Raw genomic sequence first — 15,597 nt, 5'->3', positions numbered from 1 at the left:
CACACACGAATGGTTAAAAACCAATTCGGCTTACTAGGCAATCGGATATTGCGCACACTCAGTTCAGGATACACATCTACATGATTCATAGTAATTTTGCATTAAGCCTACTTACCTGGTTGGAGCTTGCTTTTATAACAGTCATAGGTATAGGGCTATTAATAGTCGTTTTTATGTATGTGGTTGATATTACCCAAAGCACACACACCATCCGCAAAAACTATCCGGTAATTGGGCGTTTTCGTTATTTCTTTGAGCACCTCGGCGAGTTTTTCCGTCAGTACTTTTTTGCACAAGATCGCGAGGAAATGCCTTTTAATCGCGCTGACCGCTCTTGGGTTTATCGCGCCGCTAAAAATGTGGACAGCAACATTGCTTTTGGTTCTACCCTCAACCTTAGTCAACCGGGCACATTAATTTTTCTCAACTCGCCCTTTCCTATATTGGACGCAGATAGCATACCTATTTTACCTGTGACCCTAGGTCCCTTTTGTAAAAAACCTTATACCACAAGTTCAATTTTTAATATTTCAGCCATGAGCTACGGCGCCATTTCACGCCCCGCCATACTCGCGCTCTCTCAGGGAGCCGCTAAAGCAGGCTGCTGGCTCAATACCGGTGAAGGTGGTCTCTCGCCTTATCATCTTGCAGGCAATTGCGATTTAGTTTTTCAGATAGGGACTGCTAAATACGGTGTGCGCGACACAAGCGGTAACCTGAGCGATCAACGCCTGCAGGAACTCGCCGCCATAGATCAAATAAAAATGTTTGAAATTAAACTTAGTCAAGGTGCCAAGCCGGGTAAAGGCGGCATACTCCCCGCGGAGAAGGTGTCTTTAGAGGTAGCCCAAATTCGCGGCATCCCTCAAGGCGAAGCTTCTATTAGCCCCAACGGCCATACTGATATACGCTCAGTCATTGATTTACTCGATATGGTCGGACGGGTTCGCAACCACACAGGTAAACCCGTCGGTTTTAAAGCAGTGATGGGTGAGCGTCGCTGGCTGGTGGATCTTGTGCATGAAATCCGTGTGCGCGGTATAGAATCTGCCCCTGATTTCATTACCCTCGATAGCGGCGATGGCGGCACAGGCGCTGCGCCTCAACCGCTCATGGATAATGTTGGCTTACCCGTAAAAGAAAGCCTACCTTGGTTAAGTGGCTTATTAGAAGAGGCGGGCCTTAAAGACCGTATAAAAATTGTCGTCGCCGGTAAACTTATAACACCCGCAATGGTGGCTTGGGCGCTCGCCAGTGGTGCAGACTTTATAAATAGCGCACGCGGCTTTATGTTTGCACTAGGCTGTATTCAAGCCTTGCAATGCCATAAGAACACCTGCCCTACAGGCATCACGACACATAATGCGAAACTACAAAAAGGTTTAGACCCTACCGATAAAGCAACTCGCGTGGCAGCCTATCAACACAACTTAACTAAAAGTGTTGCTATGATTGCACACTCTTGTGGCGTTATAGATCCACGCCAACTCAAAGCAGAACATATACATTTAGTTATGCCCAATGGCTTTTCACGACCTATGCACGAAGTGCAACCGCAACCAATCAACTTGCTAGGCGATATAAAGCAAGATGCTGGTCAAGCAAGCACAAACAACATCAGTCTTTCTTAAGGTTTATAACATGTTATTCAATCAGAGCTTTATCCGATACATTCGCTCTTCGTTGTTGATTTTGAGTTTATTAGGTGCAGTTTGTAGCGCTCAAACGCCTCTTAACATTCAACAAAGTACCGCCGTGGATGACATTAAGTTAACCGTTAAAGAGCTCGGTTGGATGGATAAAAGCCACATGGAAAAGGAAGTCGAAAAAGTTAACCAACTAGCCCAATTAAAACTGGGCATGCAATTACATAGAGATCTCTCCGATTTAAATTTACTTCAGCTTTTAGTAGATAAAAATTGGGTTAAAAATGAAGATGTTGTTTTGCAACAAGCCATGGGCATAGCACTGGGTAATATTATGCTTGCCGACTTCCCCAATACGCTTGAATGGAAAATCTATGAGGACAGCCTAGGACGCAGCCGTGCGGTTTGCGCCAAAGGCACAAAAGAATGCATGTTTCCCGTCACCATGATCCAAAGACGCATGCAAATAGGCACGCGCCCTGACATGCAAAAACTTTACGATACTGCAATCATGCGAATGGAAAAATTTTTGCCGCAAATCCCCTATGGCGGTGGAATATTGCATAAGTTGCACACTGACTCATTTAGCGCCACGCCCCAATAGTTTCAGTTACTCAAACATCTACAGCGCCAAGGTTAAGTTATTTTTTAAAGACGCGGAGAGCTCAACTTCTGACCTCCATATTCTTATTAAAATAGCGCATTTACTAAAAACCCCTCAAAACAGAAACCATCGAATTATTATATGGACGCTTTTTTAAGTTCAACTCTCGCTGTAAGTCTTGCTGAAATTGGCGATAAAACGCAACTGCTCGCACTTTTTCTTGCCGCTCGCTATGGTCGCCCATTTATCATTAGCGCCGGCATCCTACTCGCCACACTGCTGAATCATGGGCTTTCGGCATGGCTGGGTACATGGCTCGCGGAACTCATTCCAGCACACTGGATACCTTGGATCATTAGCGCCAGTTTTGTAGCCATTGCACTCTGGCTACTTATTCCCGACAAGGCAGATGAAGGTGATAGCCGCTTTACCCAATACGGGCCTTTTATTGCCACTCTGGTATTATTTTTCTTGGCAGAAATCGGCGATAAAACCCAAATTGCCACGGTTATTTTAGCCGCGAAATTCAATGAATCACTGTGGATGACAACCGCTGTTATAGCGGGTACGACCCTGGGAATGCTACTGGCCAATATGCCCGTTATTTTTGCGGGGAAGTGGCTGCTAGATAAAATGCCTATGCAGTTGGCCCACCGCATCGCGTGTGGCCTTTTTTTAATACTGGCGCTAGTTACACTGGTGGCCGCACCTTAAGCACATATTAAAGTGTTTTTTGCTGTGAACTCAATCCGCCTGCAACAATAAATGCTGATAGCGCCCTAGAGATCTATAAGGCTCCTGCCGTGAAAACTGCAGCTCTAACTCGAGCAATGTTTGAGGTTGAGCTTCGCGCGCTTCTCCATCAAAGATGTAATCGTGAAAAACACGAATACCACTGTGACAAAGCAAGTTCAAAGGTAATGCCTGCAGCCAGCTCAGCACCTTAATTGGGTCAAGAGGATTAATTGGCGTTAAACTACCGCGCGCACCAGAGTAGTCCTGAGCAATTATTTTCTTGAAATTCGCACGCAATAAGTTCTTGTAAATCAATGAGTGTAAATTATAAAACGTTAATGACAGATAGGCTTGTGGCTTCAAGTAGCCTAATAAGTGCGGCAAGAGCGACCTTGGCTCTTGCAGCCATTCCATCACTGCGTGACAAATCACCATATCAAATTGTAAGTTTTCGCCTCCTGTAAAATCACTCGGCAAATGCGTCGATAAATCTTGTAATGCGCAGTGCACCAGGGTTACTCGACCTTCCACGCCTAATGCGCGCACCTCCGTTTCAGCGAGTTTAAGCATCTCAGCTGAAATATCACAGATCACCACTCTATGCCCAGCTAGCGCCAGCTGTAGCGAAAATTGCCCTTGCCCACCCCCCGCATCGAGTATGGTCCAAGGTGCCTGAAATACATCCACATCTGTGGTGTGTGAGCCCGCCCGAAATGGCGCCATAGCAATATGCTCAGCACAATCGCGGTTGAGCACAGCAAGGCGAATATCACCCTTGAGGCCACCATACACATTTTTTTTAAAGCGTTTGGCAAGATCATCAAAATTGCGATCTTGCAGATTGGACTCTTTAGCCATTGGGTGCTCGAATATTGTTTGGCGCAGCTACAGTGTTGTGCTGGACGGATCGCGTAAATAAAGCGCGTATTTGCACTGAAATAGCTGCGCAAGTCAACAAATACCGCGCCTTTAGCACGGCAAAATTTGTTATGCTAGGCAGCTTAAACTCAACATCTTGTGCGAACTCCCAAGCTCATGTCCGAACAACTCTGGTTTGTCTATATGATACTCAGTAGCGATCAGCAAATTTATACTGGCATTACCACGAATATGACGCGGCGCTGGCGCGAACATAGTGAAGGTAAGGCTGGCGCACGCTATTTTAATGGGCGCAAACCAGAAGCCCTATGCTTACTTGAAGCGGTATCTTCACGCAGTAATGCGAGTAAACGCGAATATCTACTTAAGTCACTCAGTCGCCCCAAAAAAATCGATCATATTGTACAAAGCTTAAACAGCACACGCAGCTTGTTTGCTAGCCAGCAATTCGCTGACTTACCCATTATTGATGCGCAATCTGCGCCCTTTGCGCGCAGATGACTCAAAACATAAGACATCACCACATCTTAAACAATAGCGTCCCATCAAGTCGCCGCAGCGCTTGCGCGCGATGTGCTCGTCCAATACGTACCTGTATTTGCGCGCACATCAGGCCCACACAGAATATTGTAGAGCTACTGATTTTGCAGCATCCTCAAGAGGTTACAAATGCTAAAAATACGCTCGGGCTTTTAGCCTTAAGCTTAAAAAACTCACAAACACTCATCGGTGAAGATTTTTCTCCTAAAGATCTGCATGAGGCACTCTACGCGGATCACCGCCAACCCATTTTACTGTACCCTGCTACCCCAGAAGATAAAGCTATAGGACTGCAATCACCCGCAGTATTGACCCATGCAGACATGCAGCGGCCAGAAACACTGCGCCTTGTCGTTATTGATGGAACTTGGCGAAAAAGCCGTAAAATGCTCTATGTAAACCCAGAATTACAGTCTTTACCGCGCCTAAGCTTGGATGCAACACCCGTGTCCATTTACACCATTCGCAAGGCGCACCAAGAAAATCAGCTATCAACCCTAGAGGCAAGTTGTTACGCTTTGCAGCAACTTGAAGCGCAGCACTCCAACTACACTCACTTGCTCGCTGCCTTTACAGACTTTGTTGCCCAGCAGGCAGCTTTTACACCTGCAGCACACCTTCATTCAAAATCAACACGAGATCCTGAATCCCTATGAGTCATCCCGCTTTTGAATTACTTCGCAGCCAACCGCTAGATTCACTCAAAATTCGTGTTGAAGAATATCGCCACCGCGTTACCGGTGCGCAGCATATTCACCTCGCTGCCGATAATAACGAAAATGTTTTCCTCGTGGCACTGCGCACAGTGCCGCAGGATTCGCGCGGTGTAGCTCATATTCTCGAACATACTGCACTTTGTGGTAGCCAAAAATATCCGGTCCGCGACCCCTTCTTTATGATGGTGCGCCGTTCACTTAATACCTTTATGAATGCTTTTACCAGTTCTGACTGGACTGCTTACCCTTTTGCCAGCCAAAACAGAAAAGATTTCAATAATCTTTTGGATGTTTATTTGGATGCGGTATTTTTTTCTCGCTTAGACGAATTAGACTTTGCACAAGAAGGTCATAGAGTAGAATTTGCTGAGCCAGAAAACGCCAATTCTGATTTGGTTTTTAAAGGTATTGTATTTAATGAAATGAAAGGTGCAATGAGTTCAGTGTCTTCACAGCTGTGGCATACGCTCTGTAAATACCTCTACCCAACCACAACCTATCACTACAACAGTGGCGGTGAGCCAGAAGATATCCCCGACTTAACTTATCAACAACTGCAAGATTTTTATCGCGTCCACTATCACCCCAGCAATGCTATTTTTATGACCTATGGCGACATAGCGGCCGAGGTCCATCAGCAAAAATTTCAAGATCAAGCTCTCAGCAAATTTGACGCGCTCGATACACACATTGCCGTTCCCAATGAAAAACGCTATCACGCTCCCATTAAAGTAGAAGAAGCCTACCCGCTAGATGAGAGTGATGCAGAAGATTTAGAACATAAAAATCATCTGGTCATTGCGTGGCTGCTTGGTACAACCACCAATCTAGATGAATCGTTAGAAGCGCAATTGCTCGCCAATATTTTGCTCGACAACAGCGCCTCGCCATTGCAGCAGGCTTTAGAAACCAGCGATTTAGGCCAAGCGCCCTCACCGCTCTGTGGCTTAGATGACTCCTCCCGCGAAATTGCGTTTGTATGCGGCTTAGAAGGTTGCAAATTAAGTGATGCCGATGCAATAGAATCCATGATTCTCGCCACGCTAGAAGCAGTTGCTCAAGACGGCGTACCACAAGCACAAATCGAAGCATCACTGCATCAATTAGAATTGTCGCAACGCGAAGTTGGTGGCGATGGCTACCCCTATGGCCTGCAAATCATTCTAACGGGGTTAACGGCAGCTACCCACCGCGGCGACCCGATCGCATTGCTCGATCTAGATGCAGCTTTAGAAAATTTACGCAGCAAGATCCAAAATCCAGAGTTTATTCAACAGCTCGCGCGCAAATGGTTAATTGATAATCCGCATCGCGTTCGCCTAAGCCTACGCCCTGACACAGCAATGGGGGGGCGCATTCAGGCGACTGAAATCGCACGTTTAGCTGAATTAAAAGCCAGCCTCAATGAAGCTGATAAAGCCGCCATTATTGCTCGCACAAAAGCCCTGCAGGCGCGCCAGCTGCAAAAAGATGACGAAAGTATTTTGCCCAAGGTTGGCTTGGAAGATATCCCCGCTGACTTGCATTACACTGCAGGCTCACACGAAACCTTCAATGGCTATCCACTACGTCGCTATGCAGCAGGCACCAATGGCTTAGTCTATCAACAGATCACCTGTAAATTACCCGCACTTACCCCCGAGCTACAAAACATACTCAACCTATATTGCTTATGTTTAACCGAGCTTGGTGTGGGTACCAAAGATTACTTAGCCGTACAGCGTTGGCAGGCCGAAGTGGTCGGTGCCATCAGTGCTTTTAGCAGCGTACGCGGCGATGGTAATGACGTACAAAAAATTGATGCTTATATAACGCTCTCCACCAAAGCACTCAATCGCAACAGTCGCGCCATGAATGAATTGTTGCGCAGCACCCTACTCGACGTGCATTTTGATGAGCTCGACCGTATTCGCGAATTAGTTGCCCAAAGTCGCGCACGCAGAGACCAAAGTATTACCGGGCAAGGCCATAGTCTAGCCATGGCTGCGGCCTGCGCAGGCATGACCCCTAGCGCCAAAATCACACATGAACTGAATGGTTTGGCGGGAATAGCGGCACTTAAGCTATTAGACAATGGATTAGATGATGAGCAAAATATTCAATTGCTTGCAGAGCAGCTCCAACAAATTCACCAACTTATTTTGGCGGCACCCAAGCAATTTGTCATAGTGGGTGAAGATGAACATTTAGATAACCTCAGCCAATTGCTAAGTGAACACTGGAGCCAAAATAATGCGTCAGACGCTTTTACGCCGTTTGAGCTGCCTCCCATCAATCAAACCGTACGCGAAGCTTGGATTACTAATACCCAAGTCAATTTCTGCGCGAAAGCCTACCCTAGCGTACCCAGTGATCACCCCGATGCTGCGCCGCTCACTGTATTAGCTGGATTTTTACGCAATGGCTTTTTACATCGCGCCATTCGCGAGCAAGGTGGTGCCTATGGCGGCGGTGCGAGCCAAGATAATCATAGTGCTGCATTTCGCTTCTACTCCTATCGAGACCCACGCTTAGTGGAAACACTGAATGACTTCGATGCAGCACTTGAGTGGTTGCACACCAATGACCACCCATGGCAGTCGCTGGAAGAGGCTATATTAGGAGTCATAAGCAGTATAGATAAACCCGGCTCTCCTGCAGGCGAAGCCAAGTCTACGTATCACGCAGAGTTATTCGGTCGCACGCGCGCCAAACGCGAGCAATTCCGCAATCGTGTACTCGCAGTGAAAGTGGCTGATTTACAGCGTGTGGCTAAAATCTATTTAGACCCCGCTAAAGCCAGTATTGCACTCGTTACACATCAAGGGCAGAAAGCGCAGATTGAAGCACTGCAATTGACAATAAAGACGCTCTAGCTTGAGACAGACTAAAATCAAGTCTGCCACCGCTGAAGAAGGAGCAACTGAGGCGAGCAGACTGAAATATGCGCCTGCGCGTAGTTTTCCATGGCAAACTCAACTAGTATTGAGCGCTAAGGCTGCTGGCGAATTCCTCGCCAACAAAAATAACAAATGCATTGATGCTCACTTGTAAACTATGACTACAAGCCCGCTTGACTATAGCGCCGCCTCCCACCCAGGATTGGTTCGCGACAATAACGAAGACTGTTTTCTCAGTCAGCCGGAGCATGGTTTGTGGCTAGTTGCCGATGGTATGGGTGGGCACGAAGCCGGCGAAGTGGCGAGCGCCATAGTGCGCGACACCATTGCCAAACAAATACATCTCAATAAATCCGCCTCACTCGCTGACAGTATTCAAACCGCTCATCGCAAAATTCTCGCCGCGCCAGCAAAAGGAATTGGCGCGCCTGGTATGGGCTCCACTGTGGTAGCACTGCAATCTAATGGCAACCACTTTCAAATTGCCTGGGTCGGCGACAGCCGTGCCTATCTATGGACGCCAAACGCTGAAGGCGGACGTCTAGAGCAACTCAGTATTGACCACTCGTATGTACAGATGTTGGTAGATAGCGGTGCTATAAATCCCGAAGATGCAGAATTTCACCCAGATAAAAATATCATTACGCAGTGTTTGGGTATGCAAGAGCTGCAAGAATTAAATGTTGATACCCGCAACTATCAATGGCAACAAAATCAATGGGTACTGCTCTGTAGCGATGGCCTCACCGACGAAGTGAGCGATCGCACTATCGCACAAATTTTATCTAATTCCAGCAATTGCTTGACTGGAGTAGATCAGTTACTACACGCGGCACTTACCAGTGGCGGGCGCGATAACATTACGCTGCAAATAATTGAATCGCCAATCCAACGGAAGTTGCGTCTCAATCATTGGCAAGATTGGGTACCTTATTTGACGGGTAAAACAAAAATTGACACATGGATATTTTCGACCGCTCTCATTTCTTTGATGGCGCTGTTAGTTTTTATTATTAGCCAATGACCACACTCAAAGCAATGCAATGATAACTGTCATGCAACTCTGTATTTAGCAGTAAAAAAGAGAAAGAAAGATCGATTATGGCTATGCATATTCCCGGCTACAGGGTTATTCGGAAAATAAATCAAGGTGGCATGTCCACCGTTTACCTCGCTATTCAAATTAGCGTGGGTCGCGTTGTTGCACTTAAAGTTATGAGTCCCCAGCTCAACAATGATCCCGCATTTAGCGAACGCTTTCAGCGCGAAGCCACTATTGTCGGCCAGCTATCACACCCCAACATAGTAGCTATTTATGACATAGGCCGTCATGAAGATTTAAATTACATCGCTATGGATTACCTACCCAATGGCTCTGTACACGACAAGATGTCACTCGGCTTAAGCGGTGAAGAAGCACTGCGCATTACCAAAGAAATAGCGCTGGCTTTAGATCATGCACATGAAAAAGGTTACATTCATCGCGATATAAAACCTGAAAATATTTTATTTCGCGCCGACAACTCCGCCGTACTTTCCGACTTTGGCGTGGCGCGCGGGCTCGCCAACAGTTCCCGGATGACCCACGTTGGAACCGTTGTTGGTACACCTCACTACATGAGCCCCGAACAAACCAAAGGGCAACATGTTGATGGCCGCGCCGATCTTTACAGCCTAGGCATCGTCTTTTATGAAATGCTCACTGGCACCCTACCCTATCAAGGCGATGAAGCAGTGACGATCGCCCTGAAACATATCAGTGCACCACTGCCCAAATTGCCGATGCAATACCTTGCATACCAGCGCATACTCGACAAACTGCTGGATAAAAACCCTGATCAACGTTTCCAGCGCGGCCGCGATCTCGCGCAAGCTATTGATGAACTTAGTGTCACCGTGCGCAATCCAAACATGACGCTAAACCAAACTACCGATCTTACGGTGCTAAATCTGTTTAGTGCACTCCTTGCCGCTACGCGCAACGCCATTCGTTGGCGCTGGAACAGATTAAATAAAATGCGCTGGTCTTCTGAACGCGGCTTTTATGTGCGCCCAGCCACTAAAGTTACCGAAATATTTTTTAATGAGCAGCATGAACAAGCAACGCCCACATTGCAAAGTCGTGCATTACAAGAAACCAGTATTCATAATGCGTTTAGTCGTCAACCCCTATCGGTAAAAGTACTCGCCTTCGGCTTAATTGCACTTGTCGGTATACTTGGCTTTTATTTCTTATTTTCAGGTAATTCAAGTTCCTCCAGCATAGTAAAAGAAACACCGACCTCTGCTCAGCTAAACAATGTAAATACTCCACCTAAAGGCATCGAACCACAAATTGCGATAGCCACGACAACATCGAAAAAAACCGATGAAAACCAAGACGCTACTCAAGGACAAGTACAAACTAGTGAACCCGCTGTAACAACAGCTTTAGATGGCCCCGTTACAGGGGACACGTCTACTCTTATCATGACCGACGAGGAACTTTCTCTCGGTGACAATACCGCATCAAATCAAATTGGTGCAAATGTGGAGCCGCGCCATAAATTACGCGTCGAAACAACGCCGAGTGATGCACGCGTAAGAATTCTGAATATTTCCGATCGTTATCAAAGCGACATGGAGTTACTCGCAGGTTCCTACCAAATCGAAGTCAGTAAGGAAGGTTTTGAAACATTAAAGCAATGGATAAAGATGACGGATAAGGATTTAAAAATCGCCATAAGCCTAAAGGAGAGCATTGCTTCCGGTACAGAGCTGAGCAGTAATTTAACCAATGGTGCCAAGGGTAAAGGACCGGAGATGATTACTATCCCCGCAGGTAGTTTTTATATGGGCAATAAAAACGATAGCCTCAGCATGCCAGTGCACCCGGTCAGCATCACCCGTAAATTCGCGATCAGCAAGTATGAAATTACCTTCGACAACTACGATACCTTTGCACAGGCCACTAACCGCAAGCGTCCTGATGACAACAAATGGGGCCGCGGTAATCACCCAGTGATTAATGTGACCTATAGCGATGCCCTTGCCTATGCTCAGTGGTTGACTAAAACTACAGGGAAAAAATATCGCCTAGCGACCGAATCAGAATGGGAGTATGTTGCTCGTGCCGGAACCCTGAGCTATTTCTGGTGGGGGGATGATATTAAGGATGGTAGCGGTCGAGCAAATTGTCGGCGCGGCTGCAACTCAAAATTCTCTGGCCTCTTTGGCAGTAAAACTGCACCGGTTGGCAGCTACGCCGCCAATGGTTTTGGCGTTTATGATACTGCAGGTAATGTGGCTGAGTGGGTACAGGACTGCTTCGCCGACAATTACCGCCTTCACCCCAAAAATGGCCTCGCCTATGAAATTAAAAATTGTGACGCGCGAGTTGTGCGTGGCGGTTCAGCAAAGCATAATATCCAACAGCTAGGCAGTGCGACGCGAGATTACAATCACCCAGAAATTTATAATGAACATCTCGGTTTTCGCGTTGTAATGGAACTCAACTAAACTCATCGCCAGCTTATGCTGCTCATGAATAACAGCAAGCGATATGTCACGCTGCTTCACCCGTTAGTAGTTTTTAAAATCAACCTTTCATTTAACTTTTTAACCTAGGAAATTTACACCAACACAATGATAGATAAAGCATCTTTACGTCAACAACTCGTAGGCTTCTTTGGCGAAGATATTGACCCTGAAATTGATGAGCAAGTTATTCGTATGCTGCGCACCAAGTTGAATATTCGCCTGCCGCAACGCACCAAACTAAATGCTGCGCTGCAGGCTTCGGCGAGTACACACGCTGTTATTCAACTGCTTCTGGACTATCGCACCCTCTAAGCCGCACCAGCACGCTAGGCCTACCGCGGCTTTCAGTCTGCAGGCCTATCTTAGTTATGCCTGCTTTTTCAATACAGCCACGAACATTGTGTCGGCATCCTCGAGTGGTGCCCCCAAAATGCGCTGGCTGTGTAAGCTAAATTCAGGGTGCTCTTGCAAAAACCAGGCGACTTGCTCTTCGTTTTCACTCAGCTGCCAACTGCAACTGGCGTAAACCAAATGTCCACCTGCGCGCACACCTACAGCAGCTTGGGTGAGAATTTGTCGCTGTAATTCAATTAGTTCAGCGGTATCCTCAACGCTCAAGCGCCAGCGCGCATCAGGGTTGCGGCGCCATGTTCCCGATGAGCTGCAGGGCGCGTCCACCAACACCCAATCAAACCCTTGTTGCTGTGCGATCTCTTTTGGCAACCGCAAGGGTGCATCACCTTCCCACACAAAGTGACGTACGGTGTGGAATTGTGCGCGCTTAGTGCGGCGTTTTAATTCATCTAATTTGTATTCATGTAAATCCGTGGCAATGAGCGCGCCCTTATTGTTCATGCGCGATGCTATAGCCAAGGTTTTACCGCCAGTTCCTGCACAGGCATCCCAAATTTTTTGCCCAGGTTTAAAATCAACCGCTAGCGCAATTTGTTGGCTTGCTAAATCTTGTATTTCTACCCAACCGTTTTTGTAACAATCTGTGGTGTTAAGCCCCTTGCCGCCCTGTGCAAACAGATAGCCCTCTTCGGTTAGGGCAGCATCTACACCCTCATTACGTAGGGTTTTCACCAAATCTTCGACAGGTTTTTCGCTTTGTTTACGCAGCCATAACGGCGGTACCCGCGTTTGCATAGCTATGAACTCATGTAATTGAGCCTGCGTCCAACCACTTGTCGCCGCGCGCGCCTGCAAGAGTGGCAACCATTGCGGGCGCAGCCCTTGCCAGAGCAAAAACTCAGCAGAAACCTGCGCATCTTCGGTCTCATTGGCGGCTTGTTTTTCTTGCCACTGAGTAAAAAAATCAGCGCGCTCTTGTGCATCGCGCAGGTTTTTAGGCGCTTTAGTCTCGGTGCCATTTACACGCAGATCCACCCAATACCAAAAAGGCATTACGGGGATTTTTCGCGCATGAGCTAAGGTCCATTCGGCGTCCCACTGTCCTAAATCTGCTATCAGTTCTTGCTGTTGATAGCCCTGCTCCATAGCAGTTACCCACTGCAAAAAACGCACGCCTTCCATCAAGGCTGCCGATACCGCAAGCGAGTTGGGCAACACATTAGTTTCTGTATGGCGCGCTTCAAACTTAAGCTGTTTATGGCGCGCCTTCAACCAGCGATCCAGTGCAGGCAGTGAACCTTCACTCATTAGCTCACGCCAAGCAGAAAAAATTTGCTGGGTAAGTTCTTCTTTGATAAAAAATCCTGACATAAATTAAACTCTATTTTACATAAACTGAAAGTAGGCCCGCGGCGCTGATAACCAGCAAAGCGATGCCAAGAACGCGATAAAACACTTTAGTATTACCGCTTAGAATTGTTTCATGAAAGCGCAATCCGACCACATGACCCAGAGTAGCAGCCGGCAGCAACCACAAATGATGAATCAATTGCATATCCACACCGGCATAAATAAAAGCTGCCGTCTTAATACTCACTAAAATAAACCAAAGCACGAACAGCGTATCGCGCAATAAATGTTTAGCAACATGGGTCGCAAAAACCGCAATAATCAGCGGCGCACCAATCAGTGAAGTCCCGCTGATATAGGCGCCCATCATCAAAAAAATGACATCCAAACTTTTGCTATTACTTTTAAATGGCTTGTTTAAAATATAGGACACAGCATAAATCGATACTATGCCAAAAATAATAGCCGTCATCAGTGTGGCAGGCAGGGTCAATAAGCCAAAAACGCCGATCAACTTAGGGACTATCATAATCCCCAAGGCTTTTTTCAAATATGCCCAATCCACTGTCCCCATGGCCTTGGGGTTCGCACTTACGGCAGCACCAGCGCCATCTTGATGATTTGCTAGCAATATTCGCTGCGACTCAGCCAAGCGGTATTTGCGTGAATTTTGCCAAACGGTAATAAAGGAAAAAAACAATAAGTGAAGGGCAATAATCGGTAAAAATACCAAGGGTTGATTATCAATCAACAATAAAAATGGCAGCGACATCACCGCACCACCAAACCCCAAACCTGAGCGAACAAATCCGCCCCATGCAAAAATCAACGCAATTAAGGCGTATTGATAATAGGCCAAGTCCGCCATCTACACTCCAACCACCATACACTATGGCAAAAACATCTCATTAGTCGTACTAAGCACTCAGTGGACGGCATTATAGGTTTTTTGACGCCAGTCGTCGGCACTATTTTTGCGCCCTATTCTCATAGAGAAGCCTATCGCCTAACAACTAGCCGAGCCAAGCAAGCGTCCCTACTCCGTCGCTACCCGAATAAACGGTCCTGAAACCATAAGAGGGCCGGATAAGCCGCTGGCCAAATCCAAAAAAAACGGTTTAAACCAAACAAAAGTGCGTTCGCCAGATGAAACAATGCCGCCATCAACAAGGCAACAAAGAGTAAACGCTGATCCAGTAGCGCCAAGGGGAACGCTAGCTCAAACACTATAACCGCCCAAGATACCCCCCACAAAAGCCGTGGGCGCAAACACCATACACGCAACGCCTCGCTGACGGGATAGGCGCTTAATACAAAAACCTGCTGCAAGGCGCGACCACTACGCCAGTCTGTATTGATGAGTTTTACCCAGCCAGATTGAAAATAAGAAAGCACTGCCTGCACTGCCAAATAGCCCAAGGCAATTTCCTGCCAATAGCGGGTGGGGGCAAGGCTTGATAAGAGCATGCAGATCAAGATTAAGAGAGTCATGGTGTCACTACCACCATTGTAGGGGCCGCGAAATCGCCACAACATAAACACTGCGCTAAGTAAAAGTGCGACCTCTACCCACAATGGCTGGAAACCCAACACCAAGGCGATAGCTAAGCCCGCTCGCAGCAGACCCCAGATTCGTTCTGACGCCACGCCACGCACAAACTCCAAGCTCTGCTGGAGGATAGCTAAGCCTAAAAGTACTTCCGTTAACCTAACGGCAAACTCAAGGGTCATTCCTGTTCACCCACCAGCTTCAAACTAAAAAACGTCGACACAAAAACAACCTCGTCCTCGAGTACTTCATGCACCTGCTCTAAGGTGCGAATACGAAATACCAAATAGCGCGAATTCTGAGGTGTAATTAACTCCCCTGCCGCTACTGCCGCCGCCAAACGCTCGCCAATTTCCTGCGCATAAAAAGCAACGTCCCCATTAAACACATGCTCAGCACAGCTATTAATATATAAACGCTCATTCCACTCGGGGTTGTGTAGCAAGCGCCATAAAGAGGCAATAAAACCCACCTTCTGTGGCAATGGGCGAAATGCGAACCACGAATCTGGTCCGGCATCTAAGGTGTCGACACAGCTCCACTCAATACGTGGAGAAGGGCCAATACTGCTAAAAAAACGCCACGAAGGAAAAAGAACCGGAAGAAGATATTTAAACATTCATTACCTTTGAGCATTTTCAACTCTAGTACTTTTGTTAATTAGCACGGCTGAAAACCTATAAAATATCAAGTGCGGCACAGAAGGTGACGCAGCTTAGAATCTGTCGGGACCACCTTAATTGGTGTCCTCAATCTTTTGTAAAAGCAAAGAACGGGCGATATTACGGCTCAAAAACACCCTGCAAGCATTGGCCTCGCACACGGC

14 protein-coding genes are annotated in these 15,597 nt (G+C 47.0%); 9 read left to right on the top strand and 5 right to left on the bottom strand.

Going from position 1 to position 15,597, the window contains the following annotated elements; translation table 11 throughout:
• Positions 1 to 80: 80 nt before the first annotated feature.
• From AC0KUT_RS10180 to AC0KUT_RS10170, 3 genes are all read left to right on the top strand, one after another.
• Positions 81 to 1,631, top strand: a complete 1,551-nt coding sequence (locus AC0KUT_RS10180) for an FMN-binding glutamate synthase family protein (RefSeq protein WP_488835607.1) — start codon at positions 81 to 83, stop codon at positions 1,629 to 1,631.
• Between the two features lie 10 nt (positions 1,632 to 1,641).
• Complete coding sequence (locus AC0KUT_RS10175; RefSeq protein ID WP_488835605.1) at positions 1,642 to 2,250, top strand: DUF3806 domain-containing protein; 609 nt, start codon at positions 1,642 to 1,644, stop codon at positions 2,248 to 2,250.
• A gap of 141 nt (positions 2,251 to 2,391) precedes the next feature.
• Complete coding sequence (locus tag AC0KUT_RS10170) at positions 2,392 to 2,964, top strand: TMEM165/GDT1 family protein (protein WP_488835603.1); 573 nt, start codon at positions 2,392 to 2,394, stop codon at positions 2,962 to 2,964.
• Positions 2,965 to 2,994: 30 nt separating this feature from the next.
• Here AC0KUT_RS10170 and AC0KUT_RS10165 read toward each other — a convergent pair whose 3' ends face one another.
• Positions 2,995 to 3,843 (bottom strand): methyltransferase domain-containing protein, encoded by an 849-nt coding sequence (locus AC0KUT_RS10165; RefSeq protein WP_488835601.1) that lies wholly within the window; start codon positions 3,841 to 3,843, stop codon positions 2,995 to 2,997.
• Positions 3,844 to 4,020: 177 nt separating this feature from the next.
• On the opposite strand from AC0KUT_RS10165, the gene AC0KUT_RS10160 reads away from it, so the two are divergent.
• The 6 genes from AC0KUT_RS10160 (at position 4,021) to AC0KUT_RS10135 (ending at position 11,830) form a co-directional block, all read left to right on the top strand.
• Positions 4,021 to 4,365 carry a GIY-YIG nuclease family protein gene (locus tag AC0KUT_RS10160; RefSeq protein WP_488835599.1) on the top strand — a complete coding sequence of 115 codons (345 nt, stop codon included), beginning with the start codon at positions 4,021 to 4,023 and terminating at the stop codon, positions 4,363 to 4,365.
• A complete protein-coding gene (locus tag AC0KUT_RS10155) occupies positions 4,362 to 5,060 on the top strand; it encodes a tRNA-uridine aminocarboxypropyltransferase (RefSeq protein ID WP_488835597.1) in 699 nt (232 codons plus the stop codon). The genes AC0KUT_RS10160 and AC0KUT_RS10155 overlap by 4 nt, the downstream gene beginning before the upstream one ends.
• Entirely contained in the window at positions 5,057 to 7,975 is a 2,919-nt protein-coding gene (locus tag AC0KUT_RS10150) for an insulinase family protein (protein ID WP_488835595.1), read from the top strand. The genes AC0KUT_RS10155 and AC0KUT_RS10150 overlap by 4 nt, the downstream gene beginning before the upstream one ends.
• 181 nt (positions 7,976 to 8,156) lie before the next feature.
• A complete protein-coding gene (locus AC0KUT_RS10145; RefSeq protein WP_488835593.1) occupies positions 8,157 to 9,023 on the top strand; it encodes a PP2C family protein-serine/threonine phosphatase in 867 nt (288 codons plus the stop codon).
• 77 nt (positions 9,024 to 9,100) lie between these two features.
• On the top strand, positions 9,101 to 11,497 hold the full coding sequence (locus tag AC0KUT_RS10140; RefSeq protein ID WP_488835591.1) for an SUMF1/EgtB/PvdO family nonheme iron enzyme: 2,397 nt from the start codon (positions 9,101 to 9,103) through the stop codon (positions 11,495 to 11,497).
• 126 nt (positions 11,498 to 11,623) lie between these two features.
• Positions 11,624 to 11,830, top strand: coding sequence for a hypothetical protein (locus AC0KUT_RS10135; protein ID WP_488835589.1), 207 nt, complete (start codon positions 11,624 to 11,626; stop codon positions 11,828 to 11,830).
• A 54-nt stretch (positions 11,831 to 11,884) separates the two neighbouring features.
• Here AC0KUT_RS10135 and AC0KUT_RS10130 read toward each other — a convergent pair whose 3' ends face one another.
• The 4 genes from AC0KUT_RS10130 to AC0KUT_RS10115 all read right to left on the bottom strand — a co-directional run bounded on the left by AC0KUT_RS10130 (position 11,885) and on the right by AC0KUT_RS10115 (position 15,390).
• The gene (locus AC0KUT_RS10130; protein ID WP_488835587.1) at positions 11,885 to 13,243 is read right to left on the bottom strand and encodes an RsmB/NOP family class I SAM-dependent RNA methyltransferase; all 1,359 of its coding nucleotides are present in this window, start codon (positions 13,241 to 13,243) and stop codon (positions 11,885 to 11,887) included.
• A 10-nt stretch (positions 13,244 to 13,253) separates the two neighbouring features.
• A complete protein-coding gene (locus AC0KUT_RS10125) occupies positions 13,254 to 14,090 on the bottom strand; it encodes a sulfite exporter TauE/SafE family protein (RefSeq protein WP_488835586.1) in 837 nt (278 codons plus the stop codon).
• Positions 14,091 to 14,269: 179 nt separating this feature from the next.
• The gene (locus AC0KUT_RS10120) at positions 14,270 to 14,953 is read right to left on the bottom strand and encodes an HTTM domain-containing protein (RefSeq protein ID WP_488835585.1); all 684 of its coding nucleotides are present in this window, start codon (positions 14,951 to 14,953) and stop codon (positions 14,270 to 14,272) included.
• Positions 14,950 to 15,390, bottom strand: a complete 441-nt coding sequence (locus tag AC0KUT_RS10115) for a hypothetical protein (protein WP_488835583.1) — start codon at positions 15,388 to 15,390, stop codon at positions 14,950 to 14,952. Before AC0KUT_RS10115 ends, AC0KUT_RS10120 begins: the two co-directional genes overlap by 4 nt.
• Positions 15,391 to 15,597: the final 207 nt, after the last annotated feature.

The organism is Cellvibrio sp. 25HG11W-0 (assembly GCF_057815475.1).
Note: the sequence above shows the minus strand (reverse complement) of the source record. Positions and strands in the feature narration are given on the sequence as shown.

What these genes read in the sequence shown, in the direction of transcription:
- AC0KUT_RS10180 (WP_488835607.1), top strand. Translation starts at nt 81, where the DNA reads ATGATTCATAGTAATTTTGCATTAAGCCTACTTACCTGGTTGGAGCTT.
- AC0KUT_RS10175 (WP_488835605.1), top strand. Translation starts at nt 1,642, where the DNA reads ATGTTATTCAATCAGAGCTTTATCCGATACATTCGCTCTTCGTTGTTG.
- AC0KUT_RS10170 (WP_488835603.1), top strand. Translation starts at nt 2,392, where the DNA reads ATGGACGCTTTTTTAAGTTCAACTCTCGCTGTAAGTCTTGCTGAAATT.
- AC0KUT_RS10165 (WP_488835601.1), bottom strand. Translation starts at nt 3,843, where the DNA reads ATGGCTAAAGAGTCCAATCTGCAAGATCGCAATTTTGATGATCTTGCC.
- AC0KUT_RS10160 (WP_488835599.1), top strand. Translation starts at nt 4,021, where the DNA reads ATGTCCGAACAACTCTGGTTTGTCTATATGATACTCAGTAGCGATCAG.
- AC0KUT_RS10155 (WP_488835597.1), top strand. Translation starts at nt 4,362, where the DNA reads ATGACTCAAAACATAAGACATCACCACATCTTAAACAATAGCGTCCCA.
- AC0KUT_RS10150 (WP_488835595.1), top strand. Translation starts at nt 5,057, where the DNA reads ATGAGTCATCCCGCTTTTGAATTACTTCGCAGCCAACCGCTAGATTCA.
- AC0KUT_RS10145 (WP_488835593.1), top strand. Translation starts at nt 8,157, where the DNA reads ATGACTACAAGCCCGCTTGACTATAGCGCCGCCTCCCACCCAGGATTG.
- AC0KUT_RS10140 (WP_488835591.1), top strand. Translation starts at nt 9,101, where the DNA reads ATGGCTATGCATATTCCCGGCTACAGGGTTATTCGGAAAATAAATCAA.
- AC0KUT_RS10135 (WP_488835589.1), top strand. Translation starts at nt 11,624, where the DNA reads ATGATAGATAAAGCATCTTTACGTCAACAACTCGTAGGCTTCTTTGGC.
- AC0KUT_RS10130 (WP_488835587.1), bottom strand. Translation starts at nt 13,243, where the DNA reads ATGTCAGGATTTTTTATCAAAGAAGAACTTACCCAGCAAATTTTTTCT.
- AC0KUT_RS10125 (WP_488835586.1), bottom strand. Translation starts at nt 14,090, where the DNA reads ATGGCGGACTTGGCCTATTATCAATACGCCTTAATTGCGTTGATTTTT.
- AC0KUT_RS10120 (WP_488835585.1), bottom strand. Translation starts at nt 14,953, where the DNA reads ATGACCCTTGAGTTTGCCGTTAGGTTAACGGAAGTACTTTTAGGCTTA.
- AC0KUT_RS10115 (WP_488835583.1), bottom strand. Translation starts at nt 15,390, where the DNA reads ATGTTTAAATATCTTCTTCCGGTTCTTTTTCCTTCGTGGCGTTTTTTT.